This window comes from Flavobacterium sp. ASW18X, assembly GCF_005144745.1.
In the GTDB taxonomy this organism is placed as follows: domain Bacteria; phylum Bacteroidota; class Bacteroidia; order Flavobacteriales; family Flavobacteriaceae; genus Croceivirga.
The window spans coordinates 286,238-301,273 of sequence record NZ_SWKK01000008.1; the positions used below are offsets into that span (position 1 = coordinate 286,238).

18 protein-coding genes are annotated in these 15,036 nt (G+C 35.8%); 11 read left to right on the forward strand and 7 right to left on the reverse strand.

Annotated elements, in window-relative coordinates; all coding sequences use genetic code 11:
- Window positions 1-105 precede the first annotated feature (105 nt).
- Complete coding sequence (locus FBT53_RS06725; protein WP_136950397.1) at window positions 106-714, forward strand: superoxide dismutase; 609 nt, start codon at window positions 106-108, stop codon at window positions 712-714.
- Between the two features lie 651 nt (window positions 715-1,365).
- On the opposite strand, the gene FBT53_RS06730 is transcribed toward FBT53_RS06725, so the two are convergent.
- The 4 genes from FBT53_RS06730 to FBT53_RS06745 are packed head-to-tail and all read right to left on the reverse strand — an operon-like array spanning window position 1,366 to window position 5,463.
- Window positions 1,366-3,264 carry an amidophosphoribosyltransferase gene (locus FBT53_RS06730; protein ID WP_136950398.1) on the reverse strand — a complete coding sequence of 633 codons (1,899 nt, stop codon included), beginning with the start codon at window positions 3,262-3,264 and terminating at the stop codon, window positions 1,366-1,368.
- Window positions 3,265-3,305: 41 nt separating this feature from the next.
- Window positions 3,306-4,232 (reverse strand): PfkB family carbohydrate kinase, encoded by a 927-nt coding sequence (locus tag FBT53_RS06735; protein WP_136950399.1) that lies wholly within the window; start codon window positions 4,230-4,232, stop codon window positions 3,306-3,308.
- Window positions 4,233-4,264: 32 nt separating this feature from the next.
- The gene (locus FBT53_RS06740) at window positions 4,265-4,897 is read right to left on the reverse strand and encodes a viroplasmin family protein (RefSeq protein ID WP_136950400.1); all 633 of its coding nucleotides are present in this window, start codon (window positions 4,895-4,897) and stop codon (window positions 4,265-4,267) included.
- Window positions 4,897-5,463, reverse strand: a complete 567-nt coding sequence (locus FBT53_RS06745) for a phosphoribosylglycinamide formyltransferase (RefSeq protein WP_136950401.1) — start codon at window positions 5,461-5,463, stop codon at window positions 4,897-4,899. Before FBT53_RS06745 ends, FBT53_RS06740 begins: the two co-directional genes overlap by 1 nt.
- Before the next feature lie 144 nt (window positions 5,464-5,607).
- On the opposite strand from FBT53_RS06745, the gene FBT53_RS06750 reads away from it, so the two are divergent.
- The 5 genes from FBT53_RS06750 (at window position 5,608) to pyk (ending at window position 9,949) form a co-directional block, all read left to right on the forward strand.
- Window positions 5,608-5,841 carry an acyl carrier protein gene (locus FBT53_RS06750; protein ID WP_010519573.1) on the forward strand — a complete coding sequence of 78 codons (234 nt, stop codon included), beginning with the start codon at window positions 5,608-5,610 and terminating at the stop codon, window positions 5,839-5,841.
- Window positions 5,842-5,932: 91 nt separating this feature from the next.
- The gene (gene fabF, locus FBT53_RS06755) at window positions 5,933-7,183 is read left to right on the forward strand and encodes a beta-ketoacyl-ACP synthase II (protein ID WP_136950402.1); all 1,251 of its coding nucleotides are present in this window, start codon (window positions 5,933-5,935) and stop codon (window positions 7,181-7,183) included.
- 10 nt (window positions 7,184-7,193) lie between these two features.
- On the forward strand, window positions 7,194-7,928 hold the full coding sequence (gene rnc / locus FBT53_RS06760; RefSeq protein ID WP_136950403.1) for a ribonuclease III: 735 nt from the start codon (window positions 7,194-7,196) through the stop codon (window positions 7,926-7,928).
- Window positions 7,929-8,042: 114 nt separating this feature from the next.
- Window positions 8,043-8,504 (forward strand): IPExxxVDY family protein, encoded by a 462-nt coding sequence (locus tag FBT53_RS06765; RefSeq protein ID WP_136950404.1) that lies wholly within the window; start codon window positions 8,043-8,045, stop codon window positions 8,502-8,504.
- A 2-nt stretch (window positions 8,505-8,506) separates the two neighbouring features.
- A complete protein-coding gene (pyk, locus tag FBT53_RS06770) occupies window positions 8,507-9,949 on the forward strand; it encodes a pyruvate kinase (protein ID WP_136950405.1) in 1,443 nt (480 codons plus the stop codon).
- Here pyk and FBT53_RS06775 read toward each other — a convergent pair.
- A complete protein-coding gene (locus tag FBT53_RS06775; RefSeq protein ID WP_136950406.1) occupies window positions 9,946-10,467 on the reverse strand; it encodes a PAS domain-containing protein in 522 nt (173 codons plus the stop codon). The genes pyk and FBT53_RS06775 overlap by 4 nt on opposite strands.
- Window positions 10,468-10,616: 149 nt before the next feature.
- On the opposite strand from FBT53_RS06775, the gene FBT53_RS06780 reads away from it, so the two are divergent.
- From FBT53_RS06780 to FBT53_RS06790, 4 genes are all read left to right on the forward strand, one after another.
- Window positions 10,617-11,474: a helix-turn-helix domain-containing protein gene (locus FBT53_RS06780; protein WP_136950407.1), complete on the forward strand. Its 858-nt coding sequence runs from the start codon at window positions 10,617-10,619 to the stop codon at window positions 11,472-11,474.
- A 94-nt stretch (window positions 11,475-11,568) separates the two neighbouring features.
- Window positions 11,569-11,721, forward strand: a complete 153-nt coding sequence (locus tag FBT53_RS16085) for a hypothetical protein (RefSeq protein ID WP_169630330.1) — start codon at window positions 11,569-11,571, stop codon at window positions 11,719-11,721.
- A 19-nt stretch (window positions 11,722-11,740) separates the two neighbouring features.
- Window positions 11,741-12,286 (forward strand): carboxymuconolactone decarboxylase family protein, encoded by a 546-nt coding sequence (locus FBT53_RS06785; protein ID WP_136950408.1) that lies wholly within the window; start codon window positions 11,741-11,743, stop codon window positions 12,284-12,286.
- 34 nt (window positions 12,287-12,320) lie between these two features.
- Window positions 12,321-12,710: a plastocyanin/azurin family copper-binding protein gene (locus tag FBT53_RS06790; protein WP_136950409.1), complete on the forward strand. Its 390-nt coding sequence runs from the start codon at window positions 12,321-12,323 to the stop codon at window positions 12,708-12,710.
- Window positions 12,711-12,757: 47 nt separating this feature from the next.
- Here the strand turns inward: FBT53_RS06790 and FBT53_RS06795 are convergent, their stop codons facing one another.
- Together FBT53_RS06795 and dinB are read right to left on the reverse strand one after the other, a co-directional pair.
- Window positions 12,758-13,336 (reverse strand): TetR/AcrR family transcriptional regulator, encoded by a 579-nt coding sequence (locus tag FBT53_RS06795; RefSeq protein WP_136950410.1) that lies wholly within the window; start codon window positions 13,334-13,336, stop codon window positions 12,758-12,760.
- 33 nt (window positions 13,337-13,369) lie between these two features.
- A complete protein-coding gene (gene dinB / locus FBT53_RS06800) occupies window positions 13,370-14,467 on the reverse strand; it encodes a DNA polymerase IV (protein WP_136950411.1) in 1,098 nt (365 codons plus the stop codon).
- A 27-nt stretch (window positions 14,468-14,494) separates the two neighbouring features.
- On the opposite strand from dinB, the gene FBT53_RS06805 reads away from it, so the two are divergent.
- Window positions 14,495-14,968 (forward strand): CYTH domain-containing protein, encoded by a 474-nt coding sequence (locus FBT53_RS06805; protein WP_136950412.1) that lies wholly within the window; start codon window positions 14,495-14,497, stop codon window positions 14,966-14,968.
- The last annotated feature ends 68 nt before the right edge of the window (window positions 14,969-15,036 follow it).

The window sequence follows — 15,036 nt, forward strand, 5'->3', positions numbered from 1 at the left end:
AATGGTTTATAATCTTACAATCTTGTTAACATAGAAACCATGGAAATTGTTTGTTAAAATCTTATTTTTGATGAACATAGTATTAACTTAAAAAAAGACAAGAACATGGCTTTTGAATTACCAAAATTACCCTATGCATATGATGCATTGGAACCTAATATTGATGCCCGTACCATGGAAATACACCATACAAAACACCATAATGGGTATACTACAAAATTAAATGGTGCTATAGAAGGCACAGACCTTGCTGGTAAAGATATTGAAGATATCTTAACCAATTTAGATATGTCTAACACAGCGGTTAGAAACAATGGTGGTGGTTACTTTAACCATAACCTTTTTTGGGAGGTTATGCAGCCAAATGGTGGTGGTGAGCCTTCTGGTGATTTAGCTGCTGCAATCAATGATGCATTTGGTTCTTTTGAGGCTTTCAAAGAAAAATTTGCTGCGGCTGCCGGTACTAGATTTGGTTCTGGTTGGGCTTGGTTGTGTGTACACAAAGGTGGCAAGGTAGAGGTATGCTCTACTCCTAACCAAGACAATCCATTAATGCCAGATACTGGCTGTGAGGGATATCCTATTCTAGGATTAGATGTTTGGGAGCATGCTTATTACCTAAACTATCAAAACAAAAGACCAGATTACATACAAGCTTTTTTTAATGTTATAAACTGGGATAAGGTTTCTGAGCTTTATAGTGCTAATAAATAGTAAAGAAATTATTTTCTAAAATGTATGAGTGCGGTTATTACCGCACTTTTTTTATGGTTGGTATTCAGAGTTATACCAATAGAAAAGGGTGGGATAAACCCACCCTTTTCGTCCCAAATCTTACCATAAACTTAACCTACTTATGCTATGGCGAGACTAAATTACTGGTATTGTGTAAAATAACAAAAGAAAAAATAGAAAAAATTCTAAGGAAAGTAGCGAAGCATAGGTTAACAGTTACTAATAAGTTGGGTATCAAACATAAAGAAGGCGGACACGGTCCGCCTTCTTTCCCCAAATCTTACCATGAACTTAACCTACTTATGCTATGGTTCTTCAAATGTATGTTGATAAAATGTGCAAATCTATTCTTTTGGTTAAACAACACCTTAATTGGATGAACTACGTGGTCTGTCTATTATCCTGTATTTGTATGAAGAATTTACTTACTACGAGTGGAAAATGAAACTGGTGTAAAATAAAAAAGGTGGATATGTATCCACCTTTTTTGCCCCAAATCTTACCATGAACTTAACCTACTTATGCTATGGTAGTTATAAAGTTAAATTCAGTTTTTTCATACAAATCAGAATGCCGTTAAACGACTTCTTTTATCGATGAAAAGCACAAATTTTTGGTTTAAAGGCCTAATTAATAGGCTCTTTCATTCTTTCCTTCAAAGAAATTCATAAATGCTTTATTCACTACACGATGCCCACCAGGGGTAGGATAATCACCTGTAAAATACCAGTCTCCTAAGTTTTTAGGACATGCATTGTGTAAATTATCTATGGTTTGATATATAATTTCTATCTCCGCACGGACTCCAGCTGGTGCTAACAATTCAGCAATCTTTTTGGATATTTCTTCTGGCGTAAAGGGAGCATATACTTCTTTAACGTAATTGATGATGTCCTTACTGTTACTTTTAGACTGTTCCACACATTTGTGGTAAATATCTTCCATAATGTGCATGGTGCCACGGTCTTCGTGCAATGCAATGGCGGCTCTGAAAGCTATAAAGTCTTCCAACTTTGCCATATCTATACCATAACAATCTGGGTAACGTATTTGGGGTGCAGAAGAAACCACCACAATTTTCTTAGGATTTAAACGGTCTAGCATTCTAAGAATGCTTTTTTTAAGGGTAGTACCGCGAACAATACTATCATCTATTATTACTAGATTATCTTCTGGTTTAACAGAACCATAGGTTATATCATATACATGAGTAACCAGATCGTCTCTGCTATCATCTTGTGTTATGAAGGTACGTAGCTTGGCATCTTTAATAGCAACCTTTTCTATTCTAGGGCGTACATCTAAGATTTTATGTAAGGATTCTTGTGTAATATTGGTTCCTAAAGCCAATATTTGTTCTTCTTTCTTTTTATTAAGATAGGTTTGTGCTTCTTTAACCATTCCTAAGAACGATGTTTCTGCAGTATTAGGAATATAGGAGAATACCGTGTTGGTTAAATCATCCTTTATAGATTTTAAAATTTCTGGAAAAACAAGCTTTCCTAAAAGCTTACGTTCTTTATAAATTTCTTTGTCACTTCCTCTAGAAAAGTAAATACGCTCAAAAGAACATGCTTTTCTTTCTCTTGGTTCTTGTATTTCTTCTATGCTAACATTACCATTCTTTTTAATAATGATGGCATGGCCTGGATTTAATTCTTGAACAGCATCGTATTTAATATTAAACACGGTTTGTATCGCTGGCCTTTCTGATGCAACAACAACTATTTCATCATCCTTATAATAATAAGCAGGTCTAATTCCAGAAGGGTCTCTCAGCATAAATGCATCACCATGACCTAATAGACCACCCATGGCGTAACCACCATCCCAATTTTTTGCTGCTTTTCTAAGTATTTTACCAACATCTAAGCGTTCTGCAATATGCGGAGATGCATCTCTCTTACTATACCCCTCTTTTTTAACTTTCTTATAAAGCTTGGCAACCGCATCGTCTAAAAAATGGCCTATTTTCTCCATCACCGTAACGGTATCTGCCATTTCTTTAGGGTGTTGTCCTAATTCTACCAAGTTGCCAAAAAGTTCATTAACATTTGTCATGTTAAAATTACCAGCAACAATAAGATTACGGTGCATCCAGTTGTTTTGTCTTAAGAAAGGGTGCACGCTTTCTATACTATTTTTGCCAAAAGTTCCGTAGCGTACATGGCCTAAAAACAATTCTCCTATATAAGGAACATTTCTTTTTTGGTAAGCAACATCATCTTGGCATTTTGGATCGGCTAACATGGTAGCGTTGATGCGCTCATTAATTTGAGAAAAAATATCCTGTATAGGTTGTGGCTTTGCAGAGCGTACTCTACTTATATAGCGTTCTCCTGGCTGCATGTTTAATTTTATGCTAGCTAGACCAGCGCCATCTTGTCCTCTGTTGTGCTGCTTCTCCATCATTAGGTACATTTTGTTTACACCGTAAAATGCTGTACCATACTTTTCTTTGTAATATTCCAAAGGTTTTAACAATCGGATCAAAGAAATTCCACATTCGTGCTTAATAGGATCACTCATGTACTAAAAAATAAAGCCCCGTTTTCACAGGGCAGGGTTATTTATTCTATTTCGATATTAAACTGAGTCAATTCTCTAAATTGTAAGAGACGATTTGCTATCTCTTCTTTTGTCACCGTCAACATTCGTTCGGTACCAAATTTTTCCACACAAAACGAAGCCAAATTGGAGCCTTGAATTACAGCATTCTTTAAATTCTCAAAAGATATATTTTTACTTGCCGCTAGATAACCTGCAAAACCACCTGCAAATGTATCCCCAGCGCCAGTAGGGTCAAATACTTCTTCTAAAGGTAATGCTGGAGCAAAAAAGATACTTTGATTATGAAACAATAATGCACCGTGCTCACCTTTTTTGATAACCACGTACTTTGGTCCCATTTTTTCTATTTTTTGAGCCGCCTTAACCAAAGAATATTCTCCGGTAAGTTGCCTTGCTTCCTCATCATTTAGAGTAATAACGTCTATGTGTTTTATTACTTCTTTAAGTTCTTCAAGACTGTTGTCCATCCAGTAATTCATGGTGTCCAAAACGATAAGTTTTGGCTTTTTCTCCATTTGATTAATTACACTTAGTTGTATGCTTGGGTGTAAATTTCCTAACATAACTACATCTGCATCTTTAAAATTGTCAGGAACAACAGGATTAAAATCTGCTAAAGTATTTAACTCTGTAGCTAGGGTATCTCTGGTGTTCATATCTAAATGATACTTACCGCTCCAGAAAAATGTTTTACCACCTTTTACAACTTCTACGCCATCCAAACTAATGTTGCGGTCTGTGAGCAAATCCATGTATTCTTGGGGAAAGTCGTCCCCTACAACAGAAACGATACAAGAAGAAACATCAAAATTAGCTGCAGCAAGACCTATATAAGTAGCAGCGCCACCCAGTATTTTATCGGTTTTGCCAAAAGGGGATTCAATGGCATCAAAGGCAAGGGTACCTACGACTAATAATTTACCCATTTATTTTTCAATTTTGCTGCAAATATACCGCATTATTTTCTACCAAAATCTGCAGGAATCTCTCCCCATGCTTTTGTTTCCCATTTTACAATGGTTGTGGTGTAAGAATTATTTTGCAACCATTTTTCTGCACGAGTAATTAGCTCAAATAATGCTGTGTTTTTTGCATTGGGGGCCAGCTTAGTGTTGCATTTTTTTTTGCGTACCCAACTCATGGCAGTACGGGAGTCGGTATAAATAATTCGGTCACTATTTTTCTGTTTTAAAAATGCTAAGCCATGAACAATGGCTAAAAACTCGCCGATGTTGTTTGTTCCTTGTTTAAAAGGACCCTGTTTAAAAAGGAGTTTTTTGGTCTTAGTATCTACACCTTGGTATTCCATTACACCTGGATTGCCACTAGAGGCTGCATCTACTGCGATACTATTATTATTGGGTTGGCCAATTTTTATTAATTGTTCCCTGCTTAAACCGCTACTTTTTGTTTTCTGTCCTTTATAATCAGCATAGTTTCCTTTGTAAGCTTTTTTGGCCTCATCAAAAGTTGGAAAAGATTTGTATTGTGCGCCTTCTACACCTTGAATTTGACTTTTACAGTCGTCCCATTTATCATAAATTCCAGGATGTTTTCCTTTCCAAACTACGTAAAACTTCTTTTTAGCCATTACTTAAGGAGTATATCTGCTATTACTTTTGGAAAAAACTCATATTCCAAGGAATGTACTTTTTCTGCAATAGAATTTGGCGTATCTTCTACAGTTAGTATTGTTTTTGCCTGGTGTATGATGGCGCCATCATCATAATATTCATTTACATAATGTATGGTGATTCCTGTTTCAGTCTCATTATTTTTTTTAACAGCATGGTGTACATGGGCGCCGTACATTCCCTTACCGCCATATTTTGGCAATAAAGCCGGGTGTATGTTTATTATCTTATTAGGAAAAGCATGCACAAAACTTTCTGGTATTTTCCATAAAAAACCTGCTAAAACAATTAAATCTGGATTAAATGCTTTTAAAGTGTTTAGAACAATTTCTGTTTTAGAAAAAGCCATTCTGTTAAAATAAAGCACAGGAATTTTTAGTCTTTGGCACCTTTCTATAACTTTTGCATCCTTATTATTAGTAAGTACACATTGTATGTTGACATTGCTGTCGTTCTTAAAATATTGGAAAATATTTTCCACATTAGAGCCTGATCCAGAGGCAAAAAGCACGAGTTGCTTCATGTTGTAAAGGGTTTAAGACCAGTGCAAAAATAGCTGTCTGCATAGATAATGCAGTAATTTACAGTACATTTTATCGACAAATAGTGTTATTAAACCAAAGTTTTATATTTTTGCCATCAATAAAATTTAAAAACCGATATAACTATGTCAGACATTGCATCAAGAGTAAAGGCTATCATCGTTGATAAATTAGGTGTTGATGAGAATGAAGTAGTACCTGAGGCAAGTTTTACCAACGATTTGGGTGCAGATTCTTTGGATACTGTTGAGTTAATCATGGAATTTGAGAAGGAATTTGATATCCAAATCCCAGACGATCAAGCAGAAAATATTGCAACAGTTGGTCAAGCAATAAGCTATATAGAAGAAGCTAAGTAATTTTATGATATCTTATTAACGATTTTAAATTATCCATGTGGTAATAATGCCACATGGATATTTTTTTTAATTTCAGGCTAAATATAGTTCTATGCAATTAAAACGAGTCGTAGTTACAGGTTTGGGTGCCTTAACACCTATTGGTAATACTGTAGCAGAATATTGGGAAGGCCTTAAAAATGGAAAAAGTGGGGCTGCACCTATAACTTATTATGATACAGAAAAGTTTAAAACCAAATTTGCCTGCGAACTTAAGGGATACAACCCTACCGATTTTTTTGACCGAAAAGAGGCCAGAAAATTAGACCGCTTTGCGCAGTATGCCTTGGTCTCTTCTGATGAAGCTATAGCAGATTCTGGATTAGATTTAGATGCTGTAGATAAGTTTAGAGTAGGTGTTGTTTGGGGTGCTGGTATTGGTGGTCTAGAAACTTTCCAGAACGAGGTAATCGGATATGCGCAAGGAGACGGAACTCCGCGTTTTAACCCTTTCTTTATCCCAAAAATGATTGCGGACATAGCACCGGGTAACATTTCTATTAAACATGGTTTCATGGGGCCAAACTATACTACAGTATCTGCTTGTGCTTCCTCTGCCAATGCTATAATAGACGCTTTAAACTACATTAGATTAGGCCATTGTGATGTGTTTGTAACTGGTGGTAGTGAAGCTGCTGTTACTATAGCAGGTATGGGTGGCTTTAATGCTATGCATGCCTTATCTACCAGGAATGATAGCCCAGAAACAGCATCTAGACCATTTGATGCCTCTAGGGACGGATTTGTTTTAGGAGAAGGTGCTGGTGCTTTAATTTTAGAAGAATACGAACATGCTAAGGCACGTGGTGCCAAAATATATGCAGAAGTCTTAGGTGGTGGTTTGTCTAGTGATGCTTACCACATGACAGCTCCACATCCAGATGGGATTGGTGTAGTAAGGGTAATGCAAAACTGTTTAGAAAATGCTGGTCTAAAACCAGAAGATGTAGACGCTATCAATACCCACGGGACTTCTACTCCTTTAGGGGATGTTGCAGAACTTAAAGCCATTTCTCAAGTCTTTGGGGAACATGCTAAAAACATCAACATTAACTCTACTAAGTCCATGACCGGGCATCTTTTGGGTGCAGCCGGTGCTATCGAGGCAATAGCTTCTATTTTAGCAATGGAAAATAGCTTAGTACCCCCAACAATTAATCATAATGAGGTTGATGAAAACATTGACCCTAGCTTAAACTTGACATTAAACAAGGCACAAGAGAGAGAGGTAAATGTGGCTATGAGCAACACATTTGGTTTTGGAGGGCATAATGCGTGTATTTTGTTCAAGAAATTAAGCTAGAAGTAATTTTATGAAATTTGCACCTAAAATATTCAATTCCCATCCTAAGCAGGATGGGGATTTTTTTTTGGGTATTAAAAGAATTCTTGGATTTAGACCCAAAAATCTAGAAATCTACAAAAGGGCATTTTTACATAGAAGCCTTAATAAAAAGGATGAGAACGGCAATCCTATGAATTATGAGCGACTAGAGTTCTTAGGAGATGCCATGTTGGGAACCATTATTTCTAAGCATTTATACAATGAAGTGCCAGAGGGAGACGAAGGTTATTTAACCAAAATGCGTTCTAAGATTGTAAGTCGTAAACATTTAAATGAATTAGGTAAAGACTTGGGTTTACTCAATTTTGTAGAAAGTCGTATACCAAAATCACATTTTGGTGAAAATATACATGGTAATGTTTTTGAGGCTTTAGTAGGAGCTATTTATTTAGACCGAGGGTATACCTATTGCGAAAAATTTATAAAAACGAGCGTTATTGAACCCTATGTAGATATAGAGCAGTTAGAGGGTAAAGTAATTAGCTATAAAAGTTTGGTAATAGAATGGTGCCAAAAACAGAAAAAACCATTCCACTACAACGTGTATGAGGATACTGGTAAGGATGAACTAAAACACTTTGCTGTTAAGCTTTCTATAGAAGGTAAAGTGCTTGCAAAAGCAAGAGCTACCAGTAAAAAGAAAGCAGAAGAAAAAGCCTCTAAACGAGCCTACTATGCCTTGCAACATAAAATAGATGGCTGATCGTTTTAAGAAATAGTAAAATATAACGTTTTCGTTAATTTTTACCTTCCTTAGCTGAGGATTGTTTAGGCAAGTTGAGGTTTTAGTCCTATATTTACAATTCGCAAAATTTTAATGGCAGCAGTATATAAAATATCAGAAGAATGCTTTGATGATTCTTTTGAGTTGATAGCTATACATACCAATTTAGAGAGCTATCAACTAGCCTATTTTATAAATAGCGTCACAGATTTGCAGCTTGCACGCTCTTTTAGAGACTTGGTAGTAGACACGGTTGCCTACGCGCTTTACGAGTACAAGGATGCTATTAGTGAAGAAGATTGGTTCTTAATGGCAAATATAGCGCAAAAAGAAGACACAGGCCTAGCAGAAGGACTGTTTTCTCAAAGCAATACGCTGATTACATATCATTTATTGGAGGAACGTAAGGACATCAATTATCTTTTAAAATTGAGTGCAGAACAGACAATACAAATAAACAATGTTCTAGAACAGATAAAAAGCATACCAAAGGTGCGTATGGCTTATGCCCTAGAACCAGAAACCTTGAAATCCAAAAAAAACCTAATTTTTTAAACATGCCAACAAAAAAGAAAACAAAAATAGTAGCTACCCTAGGGCCTGCTACAAGTAAAAAAGAGGTTTTAAAAGAAATGATGCTGGCTGGCGTGGATGTGTTCCGTATTAACTTTTCCCATGCCAATTATGACGACGTGCAAGAGCGTATCAAAATGATACGCGAATTAAATGAAGAATTAGAAATAAATACTGCCATCCTTGCAGATTTACAGGGCCCTAAACTAAGGGTAGGTGTAATGGGTGGAGAAGTAGTAGTTGCCCCAGGAGATAAAATAACATTTGTTACAGGAGAACCGTTTGAAGGAAACGCCGAACGTGTTTATATGAACTATGCAAGCTTTCCGCAAGATGTAAACCCAGGAGAGCGTATTTTACTAGATGATGGTAAGTTAATTTTCCAAGTAGAAGCTACCAATAAAAAGGATGAGGTTATTGCTAAGGTAATCCAAGGTGGTCCTTTAAAATCTAAGAAAGGGGTAAACCTACCTAACACCAATATTTCCTTACCGGCATTAACCGAGAAAGATATTAAAGACGCCATTTTTGCTGTGAAACAAGATGTGGATTGGATTGCATTATCTTTTGTGCGTTTTAGCCAAGATTTAATAGACTTACAAAATTTAATAAAAGAGCATTCTGAATTTAAGATTCCTATTGTTGCTAAAATAGAGAAGCCAGAAGCTGTAGAGAATATTGATAAAATAGTAGCTTATTGCGATGGTTTAATGGTTGCTCGTGGAGATTTAGGGGTAGAAGTACCTGCTCAAGAGGTTCCATTAATCCAAAAACAATTGGTGCTACGTGCCAAAAAAGCTAGGATTCCTGTAATTATTGCGACACAAATGATGGAAACCATGATTACTAGCCTTACACCAACCAGAGCAGAGGTGAATGATGTGGCCAATTCTGTTATGGATGGTGCAGACGCAGTTATGCTTTCTGGAGAGACCTCTGTAGGTAATTATCCAGTACAAGTAATAGAGAAGATGGCCAGTATTTTGGAAAGTGTAGAAAATTCTGAATTAATACATGTACCGCAGACGCCACCCCATATTAAGACAAGAAGGTATATTACCAAATCAGTATGTTACCATGCAGCCTTGATGGCCAATGAAATTAAAGCGAAAGCTATTTCTACCTTAACCAACAGTGGCTATACTGCTTTTCAAATTTCAGCATGGAGACCAAGTGCACATATTTTAGTATTTACGTCTAATAGACGTATTCTAAACCAATTAAATCTACTTTGGGGAGTAAAAGCATTTTACTACGATAGGTACGTTTCTACAGATGAGACTATAGAAGACGTAAATAAAATAGCCTGCAAAAAAGGGTTTTTAGAAGTTGGGGATATGCTTATTAGCCTAGCAGCAATGCCTATTAAAGAAAAGGGTATGGTAAATACACTTAGGGTAACAGAAATAGAGAGTTGCAATCTTTAAGCAACCTCTTTTTCTAATGCAATAAAATTGACTAAATGGCCTTCTGTGTTCCAAACTGGGAGGCCTTTTATCCAACAATTATAAGGAGCACCATTTTTACGGTAGTTTACCACTACAGCTTCAAAAGGTTGTTCTGCTTGTATAGCATTTCTAATCTGTCTGTTTATTTCTGGATTTGTTTTAGCTCCTTGGAACATTTTTGGAGTTCTACCTTTTACTTCACTTACTAAGTAACCATTCATTTGTGGCATATTACTGCTAGCATGTACAATGGTTAAATCTGGTTTAGTAACTACAATGACCCGGTCTTTATCTAACAATTCTTGTTTAAAATCTATTTTACTAGTCCATAATCGTTGCTTGGCTAGAACTTGTAGTTGTTGTACGTCCAAAAGTTTATTTTGAATGGAAGAATATCCCAAAGAAAATTGGTCCCAAGAAAATAATGGCAAACCTGCTCCCTTTACAGAATTGTAAAATTTTTTTGCCGCTTCATCGTAATTTTTAAACTCCTTCATACTCCAATAGTAGATAAATAATCTATAAGCACTGATAATCAGAGAGCTGTTTAACGTTTTTGTCCAAAAAAATTATGATTTATTGGCATGTTAAGAACTGTAAGTTTAAACAAGATTTAGGGACTAAAAGGCAATAAATATTGATTTTAATGGAACATATTAAGTATGAATATCATCGCCCTAGAGAAAATGCATTCTTAGGTTTATCTACAGATATTAAGCAAGACGATGCATATTTTCCTGTTCGGGATCATACCATTAAAATTTTGTGGAATCGTAATACAGCACCTGTACAAGTTTGTGTGGATGATTACACCATCACCTTAAAACCCAATCAGCTCGTATCTATAACTTATTTGCAAGAAGTGAGCTTTAGCAAAACGCAATTACCGTTAACATCCTTTTCGTTTAACAGAGAGTTTTATTGCATAATAGACCATGACGAAGAAGTAAGCTGCAATGGAATTTTGTTTTTTGGTACACAAGATTTGCCTATAGTTAGTATTCCATATACGTTACAACAGCGCTTTGAAACCCTTTTTAGTGTTTTTGTAGAGGAGTTTACAACTCCTGATAAGATTCAAGGGCAAATGCTGCAAATGCTTTTAAAGCGATTAATTATAATGGTTACCCGCTTGGCCAAAGAGCAACTCATAGTTAAAGCACTAAATAATGACCAGATAGAAACGATTAGGAAATTCAATGTTTTGGTAGACATACATTATAAAACCAAACGGAAAGTGAGTGATTATGCAGAATTATTACATAAATCTCCTAAGACCTTATCTAACCTTTTTGCTATCTATAATCAGAAAACACCACAACATATAATTCTAGAACGCTTGGCATTAGAGGCTAAGCGCTTAATGAATTTTACAGATAAACAGAACCAAGAAATTGCTTACGAACTTGGTTTTAATGATCCTGCACATTTTAGTCGTTTTTTTAAAAAAATGACACAGTTTACTCCCTCAGAATACCGCAATTCTCAATTAATGCAAGCATAAGGGAAAAATTGGTAAGAGGTCGGGAAATTCGTCATAACCCTTGCCTGTTTTACTACCGCATCTTTGTAGTGTAAAAATTAGTAAAGCATTACAAATGGCATACAATAAATTATTTAACCTGATTAGCATTTTTACCAGCGCAAGGCGCCCTGAGGTAAAAGAATTAAATGCCGTAGCGCATTGTGAGAACCAATACCATCATGATTTTTATTGTGATGCGGAGAAACCTTTTATAGCAAATTTTTAATACTTAAAAACATAATAACATGAGTACATTTTCACCATTAAAAAGAGATGAAGTAAGCGAGGGTAACCAAGCAATTTTTGACAACCTAGAGAAAGCATTAGGCTTTGTGCCAAATCTTTACGCAACATACGCGCATTCTAACAACGCATTGGCAAACTATTTAACCTTTGCAAATGCAAAAACATCTTTAAGCGCAAAACAGAAAGAGGTAGTAAACCTTGCGGTAAGCCAAGTAAACAATTGTGCTTATTGTTTAGCAGCACACACGGCAATTGGTAAAATGAATGGTTTTACAGACGAGCAAATCTTAGAATTAAGGAGTGGAAAAGCTTCTTTTGATAACAAATTAGATGCTTTAGCAAAATTAGCTAAGAATGTAACAGAAAACAGAGGGGCTACAGACCAAGCGGTTGTAGATAACTTTTTGGCAAGTGGCTTTACCAAAGAAAATTTAATAGACACTTTAGTACTTGTAGGAGACAAAACCATTTCTAATTACATACATAGTACTACTAGAGTTGCAGTAGATTTTCCTGAGGCAAAACCTTTAGAAGCAGCGATTTAACCTATTAATTAATTCAAATTAAAAACTTTATACAATGAAAAATCTAATTTTAATTTTAGCAGTGGTATTAGGATTAAACACTGCAGTACAGGCACAAGATAAGATGATGGACAAAAAAGTAAAAACCATCACCTTAGAACAAACTCCAGGAGAATTTACCAAAAAGGAATTAACGGTGAAGGAAGGGACTTATATTTTTGAAATCGTGAATAACGGTGTAGACCACAATGTAGGGTTTGTTTTGGTAGAAAAGGGAAAAGATGTAAGTAAGCCAGAGAACCATATACAGACTGCTTATGTAACTGCTCCTGTGGGTACAGATTCTAGAGAAGTATCTAAACCAACAACCTTAACAAAAGGTGAGTATGTGTATTTTTGTCCATTAAATCCTACGGCAACAGATAACATCTTGGTCGTTAAATAAGACCAATTTATTCATAGAAAAAAGGCTTGCCATTGGCAAGCCTTTTTTTATAACAACTGTACATCTTGTAATACAGAAGGTACTACACTTTTAGCCAAATGGATTGGCCAATCGTTCTCATGCAGATAGGTTTCCATCATTGCACTTTGAAAAAGCATATAAATAGCTCCAGATATTTTTTCGGTTTCTGCTTTAGAAACATTGGCGACGGTTCTCCCTACAATTTCTCCTAAGAAGAAAAGGAGTTCCTTTTTTTGTTTTTTTATAAGGTTCCAAATCTCTTCTTCTTCCTTAGTAATTTCACTAAGAGTTTTTAAGCCCCAATCTCCGCAAAAAGGCGCTTCTCTGTACCTATCCCTTACGTAGTCAAAAATACCCAATAGCTGTTGTTTGCTATCCGTTTTTTCCGCAATAAACTCTTTTAAACCCAACATAAATTTATCGTGCCTATCATTTAAATAGGCCATACATATATCTTCTTTAGATTTAAAATGATGATAAAGCGTTGCTTTGGCAATATCACTCTTTGCTACAATCTCATTTACGCCAGTTCTATTGTAACCCTGAGTATAAAAAAGATGAGCAGCAGTAGCAGTAATATGCTCTTTAATATTACTTCTCTTCAATTGTTAATGTGTGTTTAGTTACCGCTAAAGTACTTAAAATTCAAATTTTAACTGAAATGTGATTGTTGAATTAGGCGATGCATTGCTTTTTTCTGTATTTAAGCTTGATAAGGATATGCCTAGCAACCTTACAGAATTCTCTAGAGGAGATTGGTAAAGTAATTCTTTAGTGTGTTCTAAAATTAGACTTTTATCAGAAATATAAAAAGGGAGCGTTTTACTACGTGTTTGTAGTGTAAAATCACTGTATTTAATTTTTAGTGTGACGGTTTTCCCAGATAGTTTGTTTTTTTTAAGTCGTTTTTCTAGTTCTTGCGCTATATTTTCTAGGCGTTCTAACATAAATATTTCACTGCTCAAATTTTCGCTGAACGTACGCTCCGCTCCTACAGATTTAGGTGTTCTATAGGGTTTAACTTCACTTAAATGAATACCCCGTACTACGTTATAATAGTGTTGACCACTCTTACCGAATTCTTCATTTAAAAATTGGAGCGACTTCTTTTTTAAATCGGCCCCAGTAAAAATGCCAAGTTTGTACATTTTTTCTGCCGTAACCTTACCCACACCGTAAAATTTACGTATGTCTAATGCAGCCAAAAAGGCAATTACTTCTTCTGGATTTACCGTTTTTTGACCATTGGGTTTGTTGTAATCACTAGCAACCTTGGCAATAAATTTATTAATGCTAATCCCAGCGGACGACGTAAGCCCAGTTGTATCTAAAATCCTTTGCCTAATCTCTTGGGCAATGAGCGTTGCAGACGGATTTCCTTTTTTATTTTGAGTAACGTCTAGGTAAGCTTCATCCAAGGAAAGAGGTTCTACTAAGTCCGTATACTCAAAAAACACCTGTCTTATTTGTTGAGAAATTTCTTTGTAACGGTCAAATCTAGGTTTTACAAAAATAAGTTCAGGACAATTTTTTTTAGCCAAGTAGCCAGACATCGCACTACGTACCCCATATTTACGTGCTTCATAACTTGCAGCAGAGACTACACCACGTTTTGCGCCGCCACCCACGGCAATAGGTTTTCCCATTAAACTAGGATTGTCTTTTTGCTCAACGGAAGCATAAAAGGCGTCCATGTCTACATGTATTATTTTTCTAAGCGGAAAACTAAATTCCATACTCAAAATTAACCTATATTTAGCTAGATGGAGCACTTAGAAATAGAACGTAAGTTTTTGGTCCTTTCCGATGCTTACAAAACAGCAGCCAGACAAAAAGATAGACTGGTGCAGGGTTACTTAAATACGCATCCAGAACGGACGGTTAGAGTGCGTATAATGAATGATAAAGCCTTTATAACGGTGAAAGGCCCTACTAATGATGCTGGAACATCTAGATTTGAGTGGGAGATGAATATCCCTGTAGAAGAGGCTACCAATTTAATTGATTTGTGTGAAACAGGAATTTTAGAAAAATACCGTTACAGAGTGCCCGTTGGCAACCATATTTTTGAGGTGGATGAATTCTTGGGCGAGAATAAAGGCTTGGTAGTGGCAGAAATAGAGCTCCAACATGAAGATGAAAAATTTACCAAACCAGAATGGTTGGGAGAAGAAGTGACAGGGAACAAAGCATACTATAATTCTGCTTTAACCAAAAAACCATTTTCTCAGTGGTAAACTTTTACTCATATGTTCAAACTTTAATTAGAATAGCATAAAAAAACCTGTAATGACCAATTGCATTA